This is a genomic window from Flavobacterium sp. (assembly GCF_027484205.1).
Lineage (GTDB): Bacteria > Bacteroidota > Bacteroidia > Flavobacteriales > Flavobacteriaceae > Flavobacterium.
Map to the genome: position 1 here is coordinate 24,588 of NZ_JAIXUB010000007.1, position 17,776 is coordinate 42,363.

The window sequence follows — 17,776 nt, forward strand, 5'->3', positions numbered from 1 at the left end:
TTTAAATGAATCCATTACAAACTCCAATAGAATATCTGAAAGGTATTGGTCCTTCTCGTGGCGAATTGCTACGGAAAGAACTCAACATACATCGTTATGGAGATTTAATGAATTTATTTCCAAATAGATACATTGACAGAACTCGCTATTATAAAATCAACCAATTGCAAGGAACAACTGCCGAAGTTCAAATTATTGGTAAAATAATTCATGTAAAAACGGTTGAATTTGGTAAAAATCAAAAACGATTGGTAGCCACATTTACTGATGAAACTGGGCAAATGGATTTAACATGGTTTCAAGGTGTAAAATGGATTCGTGAAAGTTTGAAACTCAATGAAACGTATGTGATTTTTGGAAAAATAGCCGATTTTAAAGGACAATATTCCATGGCACATCCAGAAATGGAATTGTTAGCAGAACACAAAGCTAGCTTGAGAAGTGCGATGCAACCCGTTTATCCAAGTACCGAAAAACTTACGCAACGTGGCATTACCAATAGAGTTGTAAACAAAGCCATGCAACAACTCTTTATTGAAACTAAAGCCCAATTTATAGAAACATTACCTTCCAATATTTTAGAAAATTTAAAACTTATTTCTAAAAATGAGGCAATGTTCAATATTCATTTTCCGAAAAGTCAGGAACTTTTGGCGAAAGCACAATTTCGATTGAAATTTGAAGAATTATTTTTCATTCAATTGCAATTAATTACCAAAAACTTAATTCGGAAACATAAAATTAAAGGACATCCTTTTGATAAAGTTGGGACAAACTTCACCGATTTCTACAACAATCATTTACCATTTGAATTGACCAATGCTCAAAAAAGAGTGATTAAAGAAATTAGAAACGACATGGGAAGCAATGCCCAAATGAATCGTTTGCTTCAAGGCGATGTGGGTTCAGGAAAGACAATTGTGGCTTTGATGTGTATGCTTTTAGCAAAAGATAATGGTTTTCAAAGTTGTTTGATGGCGCCAACAGAAATTCTTGCTAATCAGCATTTTATTGGATTATCTGAATTGGCTAAAGATTTAAATATTAATATAAAAATTCTAACTGGTTCAAGCAAAACTTCAGAAAGAAAAATCATTCATGAGGAACTTGAAAATGGCAGTTTAGATATTATCATTGGAACACATGCGTTGCTTGAAGATAAAGTAAAATTTCATAATTTAGGATTAGCAGTAATAGATGAGCAACATCGTTTTGGTGTAGAACAACGAAGTAAATTATGGAAGAAAAATGAAATTCCACCACACGTTTTGGTCATGACGGCTACTCCAATTCCGAGAACTTTAGCGATGAGTTTGTATGGCGATTTAGATATTTCTGTAATTGACGAATTGCCTCCAGGAAGAAAACCAATTCAAACAGTACATCGTTTTGATTCTAACCGATTAAAGGTTTGGAAATTCTTGAAAGATGAAATTGCTAAAGGAAGGCAAGTTTATATTGTATATCCATTGATTAATGAAAGTTCTACACAAGATTACAAAGATTTGATGGATGGTTATGAAAGTATTTCAAGAGATTTTCCTTTACCACACTATTTCATATCAATAGTTCATGGTCAAATGAAACCTGCCGAAAAAGAATCTGAAATGCAACGATTTGTAGCTGGAAAAACCAATATTATGGTTGCAACAACGGTAATTGAAGTTGGAGTAAATGTTCCTAATGCAAGTGTAATGGTAATAGAAAGTGCGGAACGATTTGGATTATCTCAGTTGCATCAATTGCGAGGTCGCGTTGGTCGTGGTGCTGATCAAAGTTATTGTATTTTGATGACAGGTTTCAAATTAAGTAACGACAGTAAAACTAGATTAGAAACCATGTGTAAAACTAACGATGGATTTGAAATTGCAGAAGTCGATTTAAAACTTCGTGGTCCAGGAGATATTTTAGGAACACAACAAAGCGGCATCTTAAATTTACAAATTGCTGATTTGGTTAAAGACCGAGATATTTTAATGGTAGCACGAGAATATGCTATAAAATTATTAAAAGATGATGCAGCAATGGAAAAACCAGAACATCAAAATCTTAGAAACATTTTTATAGAAATGAGTGCGAAAAAAAATATTTGGAATTATATAAGTTAGATTTCAGATTGCAGGTTTCAGATTACAGGTTGCAGATTACAGATTATAGATTACAAAACCTTTTAAACCTTTAAACCTTTAAACTTTTAAACTCTTAAACACATAAACTTTTTAAACTACACAAATGGTACAATACAACCCAAAAGACTGGTTAACTTTTATTTTCAGATTTCACAAATCGGATACGTTTCGACAATTACTTCCGATGATGATTTTTATTGGAATTTATTCGGGAATCATTGGTTATTTAGAAATAGAGTATTGGAAATTATCCGATGATAGTCACGTAAAAAATATTACAATAATGCATGGAATGTTAGGTTTTGTAATTTCGTTATTACTTGCTTACAGAACCAACACAGCTTATGACCGTTGGTGGGAAGGACGAAAACTATGGGGTTCATTAGTTAATAATTCAAGGAATTTGGCAATTAAACTTTCTGCAATTTTAAAAGATGAAAATGACCGAAATTATTTTAAGCGAATGATTCCTGGCTATGCTTCTGTTTTGCAAAAACATTTAAGTAATGAAGAGGTAACACAAATGCTTTTTGAAGGATTAGATTTAGAAATTGACCATCACAAGCATCGTCCAAATCAAGTGGCTAGAATGTTGTTTAAAAAAATTAATGACTTACATCAATCTGGAAAAATTTCTGGCGATCAATTGATAATTATTAATTCTGAATTACAGTCTTTTACAGATGTTTGTGGCGCTTGCGAACGAATTAAAAACACACCTATTCCCTATTCTTACAGTGCTTTTATAAAGAAATTCATATTCTTTTATGTAATGACTTTACCCTTTGGTTATGTATTTAGTTTAGGATATTATACCATTCCTGTTGTCATTTTTATTTTCTATGTGTTAGCAAGTTTAGAGTTAATTGCTGAAGAAATTGAAGATCCATTTGGTGGTGATGCAAATGATTTACCAACAGCAAAAATTGCCTCAAATATTAAAAAACATGTTGAAGAATTACTGTAATCATTGATTTTAACATTTTTTAGTATATTAGCTTTTTAAATCTATCTAATTGTAGATGAACTACTACAAATCATATAGTGAAACTTTAACATAAAAGAGTAATTTTGCACTTATGAAAGTACTGAATTTTATTTCTAAATTTAAGAAGCCAATAATAATAGTATCAACTATTCTTGTTGGGATTTTAATATATTTCATTTTCATAAAAAAAGAAGTTAGAACTGATGCTAATGGAAGAGTTCTAACAGAGGACGACTACGAATATTACAACGCTGATGTAAAAGATGACACGTTAGCAAAATTTGGATTTTGTGCTAAAGAAAATTATGTCATAACAGAAGATGCTGACGTGAGAAGAACTCCAAATAAAGCAATGTATAATTCAATATACAAATTGAAATTTGGAACAAAAGTATATACTAAAAATCTTGATGAAGAAAGTGACGTTGAAGATATCGACGAAACACTATTAGAAAGAGAAAAACGTGGAAAATTCATAGCTATTTATGCTAAAGAACCTGTTTTACTTTCGGAAAAACCAGTTGGCTATATTCATGAAGACGACATTATTCAGAAGGAAGAATTTCAGAATTACAAACCAAAGGAAAAGAAAATTGAACCTATTAAAATTGAATCAGCAATTAAGTCAACTATTGAAAGTAATTTATTTATTGATAATATAGAATATAAGTTTGCAGAAGATACAGAACGTTTTAATAACAGTTTAATTTATGGCGATTTCAATAATGACGGTAATAAAGATTTTGCCGTAATCCTTGATAATGTTGATAAAACAAATTCTGTAGTTCAAATATACCTTAACAATCCTTCGGAAAATATTTATAGCTTAGTTTATAAAAAAGTATATCCTTCTTTATTAAAGATAAAACTTATTGAAAAAGATAGTGATGTGATGGTTAACTCGGAAATTACAAAATTTCCACTTGATGGTGTTTTAATTTCAAATACTGATTTTAATTCCTTCTTTCACATTTTCAATCCTGATAATACTAGTTTTATGGTTTTACCAAACTAAAAACTACTTTTCATCATTTTATAGTTTAAATTACTTCATTTATCAGAATTTGATACTTGAAAATAATTGAATATTACCTATATTTGCACGCTCAAAATAATAAGATACAATGCGAATTTCATACAATTGGATTAAACAGTTTTTAAAAATCGATTCAAGTTCAGAACAAGTTTCAGAAATGCTAACCGATTTAGGACTTGAAGTTGAAATAGTTGAAAAATATCAATCGGTAAAAGGTGGTTTAGAAGGAGTTGTTGTTGGACATGTGTTAACATGCGAAAAACATCCTGATGCTGATCGTTTAAAAATTACAACGGTTGATTTAGGCAATGGAACTCCTGTTCAAATTGTATGTGGTGCAAGTAATGTTGATGCTGGTCAAAAAGTTCCTGTAGCAACTATTGGAACAAAACTTTTTGACAAAGACGGAAACGAATTTGAAATCAAGAAAGGAAAAATTCGCGGACAAGAAAGCCACGGAATGATTTGTGCAGAAGACGAACTTGGTCTTGGAACTAGTCACGATGGAATTATGATTCTTGATTCAAGTTTAGTTCCTGGAACTCCAGCTGCAAAGGTGTTCAATATTGAAAATGATGAAGTTTTTGAAATTGGTTTAACTCCAAATCGCGCCGATGCTATGTCACATATGGGTGTTGCTCGTGATTTACGTGCTGCATTAATTCAAAAAAATGCTTCATTAGAATTAATTACACCTTCGGTTTCAAAATTTAAAGTTGACAAACGTATATTAAAAATTGATGTTGATGTAAAAGATGCTACTTTAGCTCCAAGATATTGTGGTGTTACTATTTCGGGAATTACTATAAAACCATCTCCAAGTTGGTTACAAAATAGATTAAAAGCAATTGGGTTAACTCCTAAAAATAATGTAATTGATGTTACTAATTATGTTTTACATGAATTAGGTCAACCACTTCATGCTTTTGATGCCTCAAAAATTAACGGAAAAGTTACTGTAAAAACAGTTGAAGCAGGAACAAAATTTGTCACACTTGATGATGTAGAAAGAACTTTACATGAAGAAGATTTATTGATTTGTGACGATAAAGGACCAATGTGTTTGGCAGGAGTTTTTGGCGGAAAAAATTCTGGAGTAACAGAAAACACAACGGCAATATTTTTAGAAAGTGCTTATTTCAATCCGGTAACGATTAGAAAAACGGCAAAACGTCACACTTTGAGTACTGACGCATCGTTCCGTTTTGAGAGAGGAATTGATCCTTCAATAACTGAATATGCATTGAAACGTGCCGCATTATTGATTCAGGAAGTTGCTGGAGGCGAAATTACTTCGGATGTTATTGATATTTATCCAAAGAAAATTGAAGATTTTACTGTTTTCTTGAATTATGAAAAAGCATTCAAGTTAATTGGACAAGAACTTCCAAAGGAAACCATCAAAAAAATTGTTGCTTCTTTAGATATTAAAGTAAATAATTCATCCGATGCTGGTTTAGGATTAATCATTCCATCATACAGAGTTGATGTTCAAAGAGAAGTAGATGTTATTGAAGAAATTTTAAGAGTTTATGGATATAACAACATCAGCTTTTCTAAAAAATTAAATGCAACGGTTGCAAAATCATCTCGAACTGAAGATTATAAAGTACAAAATATTGTTGCTGCTCAATTGAACTCTTTTGGATTTCATGAAATGATGGCAAATTCATTGACTACGCCTGAATATACTCAACTTTCAGAAATGTTAAAAGAAGAATATAATGTAACAATGTTAAATCCTTTAAGCAATGATTTATCAACAATGCGTCAATCCTTATTATTTTCAGGATTAGAAGCAATATCATACAATATAAACCGAAGAAACAGTGATTTAAAATTATTTGAATTCGGAAAAAGTTATAGAAAATTACTTTCAGGATATAATGAAAAGAAACATTTGACTTTGTTTATTACCGGAAACAGAAGTAATGAGAGTTGGACTAGCGCTCAAAAACCAACCGATTTCTTTTTATTTAAAGGATATGTAAATTCAATTTTATCAAGATTGGGATTTGACAAAACTACAAATCTGCCAGTAAAAAGTGACTTCTTTGCAGAAGGTGTCGCTATAGGAATGGGTAATGATGTTTTAGTAGAACTTGGAACGGTTAAAAAATCGATTTTGAAACATTTTGACATCAAGCAAGAAGTCTTTTATGCTGAGTTTAATTGGGATTTGGTAATCAAATTATTATCAAATAAAATTAAGTTTACAGCTATTCCAAAATATCCAGAAGTGAGAAGAGATTTTGCTTTACTAGTTGATACTGCTGTGACTTTTGACTCTATATATAATGTAGCGCGTCAAACTGAAAAATCATTATTGAAAGACATTAATTTATTTGATGTTTATGAAGGTAAAAACTTGCCTGAAGGAAAAAAATCGTATGCTGTAAGTTTCACTATTCAAGATGCAACAAAAACATTAACTGATGTTCAAATTGACAAAATCATGAGTAAATTACAACACAATTTTGAAACAGAACTTGGTGCAAGTTTAAGATAGAAATTAAATAATTAAAAAAAATCCCGATTTTATAAAAATCGGGATTTTTTTTATTCCTTTTTCAAGAAGTCAATTAGTCCTTTAAAATAAGTTTCTTGATCGTCATACATACACATATGACTTCCATTACTACAGTAAAGATAAGTTCCTTTTTTAAATTGAGTGGACATCCATTTCATGTATTCTGGATCCATTGTATCGTATTTTGCTCCAATGACTAAAGTAGGAATAGTAACAGAAGGTAATTGACTTGAAACATCCCAATTTGTTAATTTTCCCGAAATTCCTAATTCGCTTGGACCTTGCATTGTAATATAAAGTGATGAATTTATTTTTCCCATAGCACGATTTACAGGTTCTGGCCATTCGTTTACAGGTTTTCTAAGAATGTGCTGGTTATAAAAATTATTCATTAACAAATCCATATATTTTGGATTTGAGTAATCTTTTTTTGCTTCTAAATCTTTAATCACTTTTAAAACTTCTGGATTCATTTGTTTTTCTAAAACTTTAGAATATTCTCCATATTTTGGACAACTAGCCATCATATTAGAAACTATCAATCCTTTCATATTTGATTGATATTTTAAAGCATATTGCATTCCTAGAATTCCACCCCAAGAATGTCCTAACAAAAAGAAATTGTCTTTATCAAGATTTAAAGCTTTACGAACTTGCTCCACTTCTTCAACATAACGAGGTAAATCCCACATTGTAGTATCATTAGGATTTTCTGAAAAACCAGTTCCAAGTTGGTCATAATAGATAAATTCAATTCCTTCTTTTGGAAGAAAACTTTCTACACATTCTAAATATTCGTGTGAAAGTCCTGGTCCACCAGTTAACAATAACAGCTTAATTTTAGGATTGTTACCAATGCGTTTTGTCCAAACTTTAAACTTCCCTTTTGGTGTATCAATAGTAACCATTTTTACACCGCCAACTTTGATATTATCTTCCGAAGTCGCATTAAAATAATCGTTTTGTTTGACTTCATTTTTACAAGAAATCAACAAAAAAAAGAGAGTAAAATAGCTGAATAAATGACTAGCTTTCATATCAAATTTATTTTTAAATTCTATTATAATACATTGCTTTTACAATTCCATCAGAAAGTCCAATTTTTGGTACATAAATTTGTCGAGCTCCACTCCACTTCATAGCACTTAAATATATTCGCATGGCATGAATAATAACGTCTGCTCTATCAGTATTTAAACCTAATTCGGCAATTCGTTGTTCATAAGTCAAAGAATTTAAATATTGATATTGTGAATTTAAGTATAAAACTAGTGTCGAAATTATTTTTATTATGGATATTTTGTGCTTCATTTAGATATAATTTTCTATTTTTTTGAAAAAGCGATTACTTTTTATTGAAATCGCTTTTAGACTAATTTAGTTTTCTATTGAAGTTTCCTAATTCTATCCATTTTCCATTTTCCTTTTTATATCTCATCTCATAGCATGTATTATTCCATACAGTTCCATAAATAGGCGTGTAAACAACTTCACAATAATTTAGAAACGCTTCAGTTTTAGTGTCATTGTAATATAATTCTTTTATAACAAATTTATGTTTATCAGGTTTAGAATTGAATGGTGTTTTTGGATAATCTATTTTATAATTATATTCATCATTTGATACAACAACAAATTTTTTATTTTGAATTTTATTTTTATCAATATATTTATAAAAAACTTCATCAACGTTTTTTTGTTTATCTTCTTTAGTGGTTCTAAATCGATTGTTTAACATCATAGAATCTTCATAGACAATAAATAAAGTTTTAGCATCATTATAAAATACAGTGTCAGAATATTTATTAAAAAGTAGATTAATAATTTTATAATCATCATTATTATTTATATCATTAATGATATTTTTTTTATGAGTATTGCATGATGTAATTAAAGCAATAAAGATTAAAGACATTATTTTATTTACTATGGACATGGTGTACTTTTTGGTGTTATTGTTCCTGCTAAAGCTGTTGGATATGGTGTGTTAGTATTTTCAGATAGTATAGTGTATTTTATTCTTTGATAGCTTGCAGTTCCAACAGGATGTAACGTAAGGAATGCCCCTGTATCTGTTAAACCACCCCAAGCTAAATCTTGATAATATTGATTTGGTTGCGTGCCTCCATCAATAATTTTTATTGCTTCTGCAATTACAGAAATAAAGGATTGTGCCATTTCATTATGTTGAAAATAGTTAGGATTCAAACCATATTTTTTTCGTTCAATAGCGTTAAAAATAATTGATAAATTAGTTAAATCTGCACTTGGTTCAAGATAAGGTGCAAGCTGTAAAGAATTATCATCAATTAAACTCAAAATATAAGCATGAATTAATTCATGAACTATTACATTAGCTTTTGCAATTCGTGTACCATTTTGATTAAAATTTGAATCAATTATGACTAAATAATTAAATGGAATATTAAGATTTGTTAATGGATCAACTCTATTATAAGTTGAACCAAAATCAGTGCCTGTCAACACGTCCGTTTTAATTTCAAAAGTATAACCTGTTTGTGGTCCTGTTTTTAAATTTAATCTATCCAAAATTTTAGTTAATTTTTTGCTTGTAGGTATAGATCCATTTAAAAAATTATTAACAATTGTAGTACTGCAAGGTCCTAAATTAGTATTTGTTAACACACTATCAATCATTGTTTCAAAATAAATGTCATCTGTATGATCATCATCTTCAATATCAACAAACGGTTGAGGCATTGTATAAACAGTATTTGTGTTACTTGTTGTTGATGAACCCGTTCCTGCTCCGCTTTGCCCTGAAAATCCTGTGTTATTTGAATTGTTTTCTCCTCCTGATGTTGACATAGTTCCTCCTGTACTATATGAATCATCATAATAAGTATAACAAGACGAACCGCTTGCAATTAATTGCCAAGACCATAGAGGAGCTAGAGTTGATTGACCACCTTGTGGTTCGCTAGCATATTGCCAAGTATAGGAAGTTGTACAAATAATATTATCCATTGGGTTCGCTATTTTTGCAGACATTAAACCGTTTTCATCAAACTCAGATAAAATATAAATTGGCTGTTTTTGATTTATTTCAGCTAAAGATAATTGTTTTAACTCTTCAGGTGTAAAATCATATTTAACTAAATAAATATCATAACTTCCGCTTTCTTTTTCGTTTAATAAAATATTCTCTATTTTTTCTGAACTATGTCTTTTTATAGGTATCGTATAAGATATTTTGCCGTTATATTCAATGTATTTTGCAAAATCTTCGTCAATATAAAAATTATTTACAGAATCATAAACAAGTCTGTTCTCTGTTTTTGCCTTGTTTCTAGCTTCAATTTTTCTTTGAAATTTTACAATATCTAAAGGTTTATTTGTTAGTGTTTTTAAATTTACTGTTTTAAGTATTAATTGATTTTCAGTGTTAGCATTTTCAATAAATTCTTTCTCTTCTGTGCAACTGTTTAGTAGTAAAACTGTTATACAAATGTATAAAAAGTGTTTTACATTTTTTAATTTTTGATTCATAATCTTGTTGTTTAAGGTTTATAATTATATATGAGTACCTTTTTTATAAAAAGGTTGGAACGTGTTGTAACTTTTTTTTCAAAGTCATTAAAGAACAACAAATTATGGAGGGATTTTTTTTCTAACTTTTAGTCGTTGGTCAATTTTCATAGTCTGCGTATTTATAAAACAACAGCGCAGGACATTCAAATTATACTTTCCAGAGAGCCCGACCAAAGGCAGTAGTAAAAGCAAATAGAACGCCTGCGCTTAACGCAGACATTTCTAAATTACTTTTCCCTTACTACTTTAAATATGGTCGTATTCTCTGAAAGGAATTGTAAAGCGAAACGCTATAATATTGTATTTAATTTAAATTTATCTTATGGTATCATTTTATTAGTATTTATATTCAAATATAATAGTTTTTTTGAAAGTAACACTATTTTGAATGCAGGACTTAAAAAAAACGTATTTTAATACGTCTTGAGGTGGTTTTAATGCGTGTCTGTACGTATTAAAAGTGGCTGGTAACGTATTTTTATACGTAAGGTAGCGTATTAAATGTGGTCAAGAACGTATAATTATAGGTTCGGAACGTATTAAAAGTAGCACGGAACGTATTAATATACGTTACCTAACGTGGTAAAAGTATGTTGGAACGTATTAAAATACGACTAAACAATTAAATTCTATTATAATACATTGCTTTTACAATTCCATCAGAAAGTCCAATTTTTGGTACATAAATTTGTCGTGCTCCACTCCACTTCATAGCACTTAAATATATTCTCATGGCATGAATAATAACGTCTGCTCTATCAGTATTTAAACCTAATTCGGCAATTCGTTGTTCATAAGTTAAAGAATTCAAATATTGATATTGCGAATTCAAATATAAAAATGAAAGAGGTTTGTCTTGATGTTTCTCTGATAATTTATGGATTTTATTGATGTTTCCACCCGAACCAATTAGCGCAATATTATCAAAAGGTTCACAATTAGTTTTAATCCATTTTTCAATTTCTTGCCAAACGATATCATTTACCATATTATTAAGCAAACGAACTGTTCCATTTTTAAATGATTTTGATGCAATCATTTTTCCTTCAGAAAACAAAGAAAATTCAGTACTTCCACCACCAACATCTACATATAAATAGGTTTTATCTGAAGCGAGAAAACTATTCAAATCTGAAGAAGCAATAATTGCGGCTTCAACTTTTCCATCAATTATATCGATATCAATTTCAGATTTTTGTTTTATAATATCAGTAACTTCTTTACCATTATAAGCTTCACGCATTGCTGAAGTGGCACAAGCTTTATATTTTTCAACTTTATAAACTTTCATTAAAAGGCGAAAAGCTTCCATGGCATCTACCATTCGATTTATATTTTCTTCTGAAATTTCACCAACGGTAAAGGCATCTTGACCAAGACGAATAGGCACACGAATTAATGCCGATTTATTAAACTGCGTTTCCTTTCCTTCTTGTTCTACAATATTAGTTATCAGCAATCTCATGGCATTAGAACCAATATCAATTGCTGCATATTTTTTTATTGAAATCATTTAATTAAAACTTGTTATTTATTTCCTCTTCTTGTTGTTTTTTGTAATAATTATAGATTTCGTGTTGCGCTCTAAAAATAGTTTCGTTTTCTTTTCTTCCTCTATATTTATTGTCTAATTTATCTGAATGTAATCTTGATTTTACATTTCCTTTCCAGCTTATTTCAAAAGTATCGATTAGTTGTTTTTTGATGTCATCTTGATATATTGGACATGTTACTTCTACTCTACCATCAAGGTTTCTAGTCATAAAATCGGCAGATGAAATAAACACTTCAGGATTATTTTCATTACCAAAAATAAATACTCTGGAATGTTCCAGATAATTATCAACACAACTGATGGCTTGAATGTTTTCACTCATTCCTTTTACACCAGGAATTAAGGAACAAATACCTCTAATTTGCAATCTAATTTTCACTCCAGCGTTACTTGCATCGTACAATTTATCAATCATTTCAAAATCAGATAAACTATTCATTTTCAAGTCAATATAAGCCGATTTTCCAACTTGAGCATTTAAAATTTCTCTATCAATTAATTTATAAAATTTTGAACGTGAATAATGAGGAGAAACAATTAAATGTTTATAACGATGTAATCTATAATTAATATCAAAGAATTCAAATATTTTAGAAATATCTTTCAAAATTTGAGGATGTGCCGTCAACAAAGTTACATCAGTATAGAATTTTGCTGTTGTTTCGTTGAAATTTCCCGTTGAAATAAATCCATATCGTTTGGTTTTTCCTTCTTCAAGTCTATCGATAACACAAATTTTACTATGTACTTTCAAACCTTTAATTCCAAAGATAAGTTCAATTCCTTCTTGCTGCATTTGCTCGGCATAAGAAATATTATTTGCTTCATCAAAACGAGCTTGCAACTCAATTTGGACAACAACTCGTTTTCCATTTTTTGCTGCATTGATAAGAGAACTAATGATTTGAGAGTTTTTTGCTAAACGATAAAGTGTAATTTTAATCGAAGTAACTTTTGGATCTAAAGCAGCTTCACGCAAAAACTTAATCAAGTATGCGTAGGATTGATAAGGTGCAAAAATTAGATAATCTTTTTGATTAATTTTACTTAAAATACTTCCTTCTAGCGAAAGACCTTTTACAGGAAGCGGACTTTTTTGCTGGTAAAGCAAATCAAATCTTCCAAGACTTGGAAAATTCATATAATCTCTTCTATTGTGGTATCTTCCTCCAGGAATTATACTATCAGTAGATTCAATTTTCATTCTATTTAAGAAAAAAGCAAGTGTATCTTTATCGATGGTTTTATCATAAACAAAGCGAACTGGTTCACCTATTCTTCTATCTTTAACGGAAGTTGCAATTTTTTGTAACATACTCTTACTCATGTCACTATCAATATCTAATTGAGCATCACGAGTAATTTTAATCATGTGTGCTGCAATTTTTTCATAATCGAAAATATTAAAAATACTATTTAAATTATAACGAATTACATCATCTAAAAGCATAATATACTTTTTCTCTCCAACAGCAGGAAGTACTACAATTCGATTAATATTTTTTGGCAATTCAATGAGAGCATAACGAATTTCTTTTTTAGGTTTTACTAATCCTAAAACTTTAGATTTAGAATCAGGTTTCATTACTAATTTAACTGCTAAATATCCGGCAGTATCTTTTAGAAGTGGAAACTCATCTAAATCATTAAGAATAATGGTAACTAATTCAGGACTAACATTATTGATAAAAAAATCGTGAACAAAATTTTGATGTTCTTGAGAAAGTTCATTTTCATCAACAATAATGATATTTTCTTTTTCAAGCTGCTTTTCAATGATACTTAAAACCTTTAAACTTTCAGATTGTTGTTTAATTACTATATCGGTAATATCTTTTACAAGCTGTTGCGCTGAAATACCACCAAGTACTTTCTCTCCTGTTTTACCCGAAAGACTTAACCTTCTTATTGCTGCAAAACGAACTCTAAAAAATTCATCTAAATTATTTGAAAAGATTCCTAAAAACCTCAATCTATCTAATAATGGAACTGACTCATCTGCTGCCTCTTGTAATACACGAGCATTGAATGCTAGCCAACTTTTTTCTCTATCTATGTAGTTGTAATTTTTTTCTAAACTCATAATTAAATATCACGTGGAAAAATAATTTTATTGGTTTTACCTCTATTAATATCGTCCCAACTTGTTGTTTCAAATATAATTGATACAAATCCAGATGTAGGAACATTATCAATAAAAATATCTCCAAATTTATTAACAAAATCTGTAATTGCGCTATTATGACCAAAAAGAATAAGATTATTATAACTATTTGAAGAAGATTTAACAATTTGTTCAAGTTGATTAACATCAAAAGTGTAGAGACTTTTCAAAAAAGTAGCTTTTGTGATGTCAATATTCCAATGTTCTAAAAATATTTTTGCAGTTTCAGAAGTTCTTTTTGAACTACTTGATATAATTAATGAATCATGGTCGATAAATAATTTTGATTTATGGGCAACTTTAATGGATTTATCTATTCCAACTTCTAATAGTGGTCTATCAAAATCATTTAGATAATATTCCAATGATGCTTTAGCGTGTCGTATGAGTATTATTTTTTTCATCATTTCACTTTTTAGTTATTAACAATACAAATAATTGAATAAAACAAATAATTATTGTAAGAAATTTTAAGTTAAATATTGTATTTTAAACCATTTATCCGTTATTTTTTGCACTTTATCGATTATTTTCTTGTGTATAATAAAAATGCTTTCTAATTTCGACAAATAATTGATGAATCCAAAAAATCATCTTTTATGATACAAAAATATAAAAAAAAGCACAAAAAAAGTAGAACAAAATCTACAACAATAATGTAAAAAAGTTAGTAATAATAAGGGATTACAAAGATTTTTGATTAAAAAATGACATTTTATCGAGTTTTAATGTAATTCATAGATAAAATAGTAAAATTGAAATATTTGAAACTATTTTTGGACCGTGTAAAATTTTGCCTCATTGTTAATAACTTTTTTAACAATGAAACCCAAACAAAAAATAAATATAGCATGATACAATTTATGCCTAAAACCCAGCTTATGAAAACAATAAACAAGTATTCGTTTATCCTTTCATTGATTACAATTTTATTTACTTCAAAATCATTTGCCGAAGGTACTCCAACACTTTCGCCTAATGCTGCAAACATAACTGCGGTATTAAGTGCACCTGATTTACAGAGTGGTTCATTCTACAACTGTAGTGAAGACAATAGAATTTATTTCAACATTGCAAATGCAGCAACTGAGAGATTGTACTTTGGTTTCGACTTTAGACAATATGCTGTTGGTGCAGTTCCAAGATTAAATAATGTCTACTATAGAATTAGAAGACCTGATGGAACTGTGGCTGTAACAGCATTGTGGAATAGTACTTTGGGTTCTGCAGGAAGTATTGACACGCATGCTAGAGCACTAATTGGTCCAAATATTGGATCCGTTACGACGGGTTATTCTCCTTTAACTTTTAACCCAACTGTAACTGGGGAACATTGGATTGAAATTTACAGAAGTAATGATGGTGGTGTTACACCATTAACTACAAACGCTGATAGAGCTGTTGCAGCACTTTTTGATATGACAGTTGCAACTACAGCTGGAGTTAGAAGAAATGGTCGTGTACACTCTGATAAATGGGGTTTAGTTGCTGTTGATACAAACTATGGAAATTTAGTAACTGCAAGTTCTGAACCTAATTTTTATGTTTACACTGCTGATCAAGTTGTATTATTTATTGATTTCCGACCAGGTTTTCAACCAATTGCATACAATTTAGCTGTAAATAGTTACGGGGTAAATCCTGTTGGTGCATTTAATATCACTAGACGATCCATAAATTCATTAACAGCACCAGCACTTGCAAATGGTTTTAAGATATTCTTAAATTTACCTGATAGTACTCTTTATCCAACTGCGGCAATTCCATCACCTCCAACCTTTTTAAATCCTGCGATTTCTGGTTGTGGTCCATATAATATTGGTTATAACATTTCGCAACCAGGTGATGTTAGATTAGTTATCGATTTGAATGGCGTACCAGGATTTCAATTAGGTTCATCGGATAGATTAATTGAAGCCTTTGGAGTTTTAGCTGGTAATAATACTCTTTCTTGGGATGGTTTAGATGGCTTAGGTAATCCAGTAGCTGATGGTTCAAGTATGACTTTAACACTATTTTATTTAGCAGGAAGATATAATATGCCACTCCATGATGCTGAATTAAATAAGAATGGATTTAATGTACAATCAATAGCACCAGTTGCAATAGCAAATTCACAAATGTATTGGGATGATACCCAACTTACAAATGTAGGAACAACATGTGCTACTGATGGTTCAACTCAAGAAAATAATTTAACTGGTTCTGGTATCAACAATACAATTACAGGAACACCAAGTCCTGCTAGAGCATGGAGTGGAAACTCTAATGCGTCACAAACTATTCCTGCTCCTGCTGTTGGAACAAATGAAACTGATGGAATAACTTGTAATGATTATGGAAATGTTCGTGTTTTAAATACCTATGGTTGGGGATTAAGCTCCTCTAGTGTAACAACAACTATTTTTAAAGGTTGTTCTGATTTGAGAGTCGTAAAAACGGTAAATAATGCTACTCCAAATGTAGGAAGTCAAGTAACGTTTACAATTACAGCATCAAATTTAGGAGGAAGTAATGATACAAATGTTGTTGTAAACGATGTATTACCTGCGGGTTATACATTAGTTGGAACACCTGTTGCAAGCACTGGTACTTGGTCAAATCCAAACTGGACTATTGGAAATTTTGCAAGTGGAGCTTCAGCTACATTAACAATAACTGCTACTGTAAATGCAAGTGGACCATATCTTAATACGGCATGTATTAATGGTGACAATACAGATCCTGTATCTGGTAATGATTGTTCATCAGTTAGTACAACACCTGTACCTGTTACTGATTTAACTGTGTTAAAAAGTATTAGTCCATTAAATTTTAGTGTTAATAGTACGGTAACATTTACAATAACAGCTACAAATAATGGTCCGAGTAATGCAACAAATGTAGTAGTTACAGACGCATTACCTGTAGGTTTTACTCTTTCGAGTGCAACACCTTCAACTGGAACATGGACAAATCCTAACTGGAATATTGGTAACCTTGCAAGTGGCGCAACTGCTAATCTTGTTGTAACTGCTGTAGCGAATCCAAATTATTCAACTTTAGCAGATTATACAAATACGGCATGTATTTCAGGAACGCAACTTGAATCTAATAATACAAATAATTGCTCGTCAGTTACAAGAGTTCCTAATCCAATTATAGATTTAGCAATTGTAAAAACTGCTACACCTTTGAACCCAATTATTGGAACCAATGTAACTTTTAATTTATTAGTTACTAATAATGGACCAAGCAATACTTTGGGAACTTTTACCGCTAATGATTTATTACCAACTGGTGCTTATACATTTGTAAGTGCCACACCTAGTATTGGTACTTATAATTCTACAACTGGAGTATGGACAATTACTGGAGGCTTGACTACAGGTTCTTCTGCAACATTATCCATTGTTGCAACCGTAAATCCTACTAGTAATAATAACAATTATAACAATACTGCTACAGTATTTATTTATGAGGTTGATCCAAATCCAGCTAACAATACATCTTCAATAAACCCACTACCTCTTAATGCTCCAATTGATGCTAGAGATGATTTTGGTGTTTTAGTTAATGGTTATACAGGTGGAGTATCGGTTGCAAATGTTTTAGCAAATGACTTCTTAAATGGAAGTGTTGCAACATTATCAACTGTAACAATTACTCAAATTAGTAGTTCTAATTCTGGTATTTCTGTTAATCCTCTAACTGGAGCTGTAAACGTTGCTCCAGGTACGCCTGCTGGAACTTATACACTTACTTATAGAATATGTGAAGTTCTTAATCCTTCTAATTGTGATAATGCTATTGTAACTGTACCTGTTGGTGTGGCTCCAATTA

Annotated in this window: 11 protein-coding genes and 1 pseudogene; 5 read left to right on the plus strand and 7 right to left on the minus strand. The window is 30.3% G+C overall.

Annotation, left to right across the window (positions count from 1 at the left end; genetic code table 11):
• The first annotated feature begins 5 nt into the window (after positions 1 to 5).
• The 4 genes from recG (at position 6) to pheT (ending at position 6,662) form a co-directional block, all read left to right on the plus strand.
• On the plus strand, positions 6 to 2,108 hold the full coding sequence (gene recG, locus Q0049_RS02575; protein ID WP_298116251.1) for an ATP-dependent DNA helicase RecG: 2,103 nt from the start codon (positions 6 to 8) through the stop codon (positions 2,106 to 2,108).
• Between the two features lie 124 nt (positions 2,109 to 2,232).
• The gene (locus Q0049_RS02580; protein ID WP_298116253.1) at positions 2,233 to 3,096 is read left to right on the plus strand and encodes a bestrophin family protein; all 864 of its coding nucleotides are present in this window, start codon (positions 2,233 to 2,235) and stop codon (positions 3,094 to 3,096) included.
• Positions 3,097 to 3,208: 112 nt separating this feature from the next.
• On the plus strand, positions 3,209 to 4,132 hold the full coding sequence (locus tag Q0049_RS02585; protein WP_298116255.1) for a hypothetical protein: 924 nt from the start codon (positions 3,209 to 3,211) through the stop codon (positions 4,130 to 4,132).
• A gap of 109 nt (positions 4,133 to 4,241) precedes the next feature.
• The gene (gene pheT, locus Q0049_RS02590; protein WP_298116257.1) at positions 4,242 to 6,662 is read left to right on the plus strand and encodes a phenylalanine--tRNA ligase subunit beta; all 2,421 of its coding nucleotides are present in this window, start codon (positions 4,242 to 4,244) and stop codon (positions 6,660 to 6,662) included.
• Between the two features lie 50 nt (positions 6,663 to 6,712).
• Here pheT and Q0049_RS02595 read toward each other — a convergent pair whose 3' ends face one another.
• The 7 genes and pseudogenes from Q0049_RS02595 to Q0049_RS02625 all read right to left on the minus strand — a co-directional run bounded on the left by Q0049_RS02595 (position 6,713) and on the right by Q0049_RS02625 (position 14,358).
• A complete protein-coding gene (locus tag Q0049_RS02595; protein ID WP_298116259.1) occupies positions 6,713 to 7,720 on the minus strand; it encodes a proline iminopeptidase-family hydrolase in 1,008 nt (335 codons plus the stop codon).
• Between the two features lie 13 nt (positions 7,721 to 7,733).
• Positions 7,734 to 7,949: pseudogene (locus Q0049_RS02600) on the minus strand (exopolyphosphatase); the annotation flags it as partial.
• Positions 7,950 to 8,055: 106 nt separating this feature from the next.
• Positions 8,056 to 8,598, minus strand: a complete 543-nt coding sequence (locus Q0049_RS02605) for a hypothetical protein (protein ID WP_298116261.1) — start codon at positions 8,596 to 8,598, stop codon at positions 8,056 to 8,058.
• Between the two features lie 11 nt (positions 8,599 to 8,609).
• The gene (locus tag Q0049_RS02610) at positions 8,610 to 10,193 is read right to left on the minus strand and encodes a hypothetical protein (RefSeq protein ID WP_298116263.1); all 1,584 of its coding nucleotides are present in this window, start codon (positions 10,191 to 10,193) and stop codon (positions 8,610 to 8,612) included.
• A 664-nt stretch (positions 10,194 to 10,857) separates the two neighbouring features.
• Positions 10,858 to 11,748, minus strand: a complete 891-nt coding sequence (locus tag Q0049_RS02615) for an exopolyphosphatase (protein ID WP_298116265.1) — start codon at positions 11,746 to 11,748, stop codon at positions 10,858 to 10,860.
• A 4-nt stretch (positions 11,749 to 11,752) separates the two neighbouring features.
• On the minus strand, positions 11,753 to 13,873 hold the full coding sequence (gene ppk1, locus Q0049_RS02620; protein WP_298116268.1) for a polyphosphate kinase 1: 2,121 nt from the start codon (positions 13,871 to 13,873) through the stop codon (positions 11,753 to 11,755).
• A 2-nt stretch (positions 13,874 to 13,875) separates the two neighbouring features.
• Entirely contained in the window at positions 13,876 to 14,358 is a 483-nt protein-coding gene (locus tag Q0049_RS02625; protein ID WP_298116269.1) for a histidine phosphatase family protein, read from the minus strand.
• Between the two features lie 477 nt (positions 14,359 to 14,835).
• On the opposite strand from Q0049_RS02625, the gene Q0049_RS02630 reads away from it, so the two are divergent.
• The coding region (locus tag Q0049_RS02630) for a DUF11 domain-containing protein (RefSeq protein ID WP_298116272.1) at positions 14,836 to 17,776 on the plus strand (2,941 nt) is incomplete at its 3' end.

Coding starts and splice junctions, on each gene's coding strand:
- recG (WP_298116251.1), top strand. CDS start 6: ATGAATCCATTACAAACTCCAATAGAATATCTGAAAGGTATTGGTCCT.
- Q0049_RS02580 (WP_298116253.1), top strand. CDS start 2,233: ATGGTACAATACAACCCAAAAGACTGGTTAACTTTTATTTTCAGATTT.
- Q0049_RS02585 (WP_298116255.1), top strand. CDS start 3,209: ATGAAAGTACTGAATTTTATTTCTAAATTTAAGAAGCCAATAATAATA.
- pheT (WP_298116257.1), top strand. CDS start 4,242: ATGCGAATTTCATACAATTGGATTAAACAGTTTTTAAAAATCGATTCA.
- Q0049_RS02595 (WP_298116259.1), bottom strand. CDS start 7,720: ATGAAAGCTAGTCATTTATTCAGCTATTTTACTCTCTTTTTTTTGTTG.
- Q0049_RS02605 (WP_298116261.1), bottom strand. CDS start 8,598: ATGTCTTTAATCTTTATTGCTTTAATTACATCATGCAATACTCATAAA.
- Q0049_RS02610 (WP_298116263.1), bottom strand. CDS start 10,193: ATGAATCAAAAATTAAAAAATGTAAAACACTTTTTATACATTTGTATA.
- Q0049_RS02615 (WP_298116265.1), bottom strand. CDS start 11,748: ATGATTTCAATAAAAAAATATGCAGCAATTGATATTGGTTCTAATGCC.
- ppk1 (WP_298116268.1), bottom strand. CDS start 13,873: ATGAGTTTAGAAAAAAATTACAACTACATAGATAGAGAAAAAAGTTGG.
- Q0049_RS02625 (WP_298116269.1), bottom strand. CDS start 14,358: ATGAAAAAAATAATACTCATACGACACGCTAAAGCATCATTGGAATAT.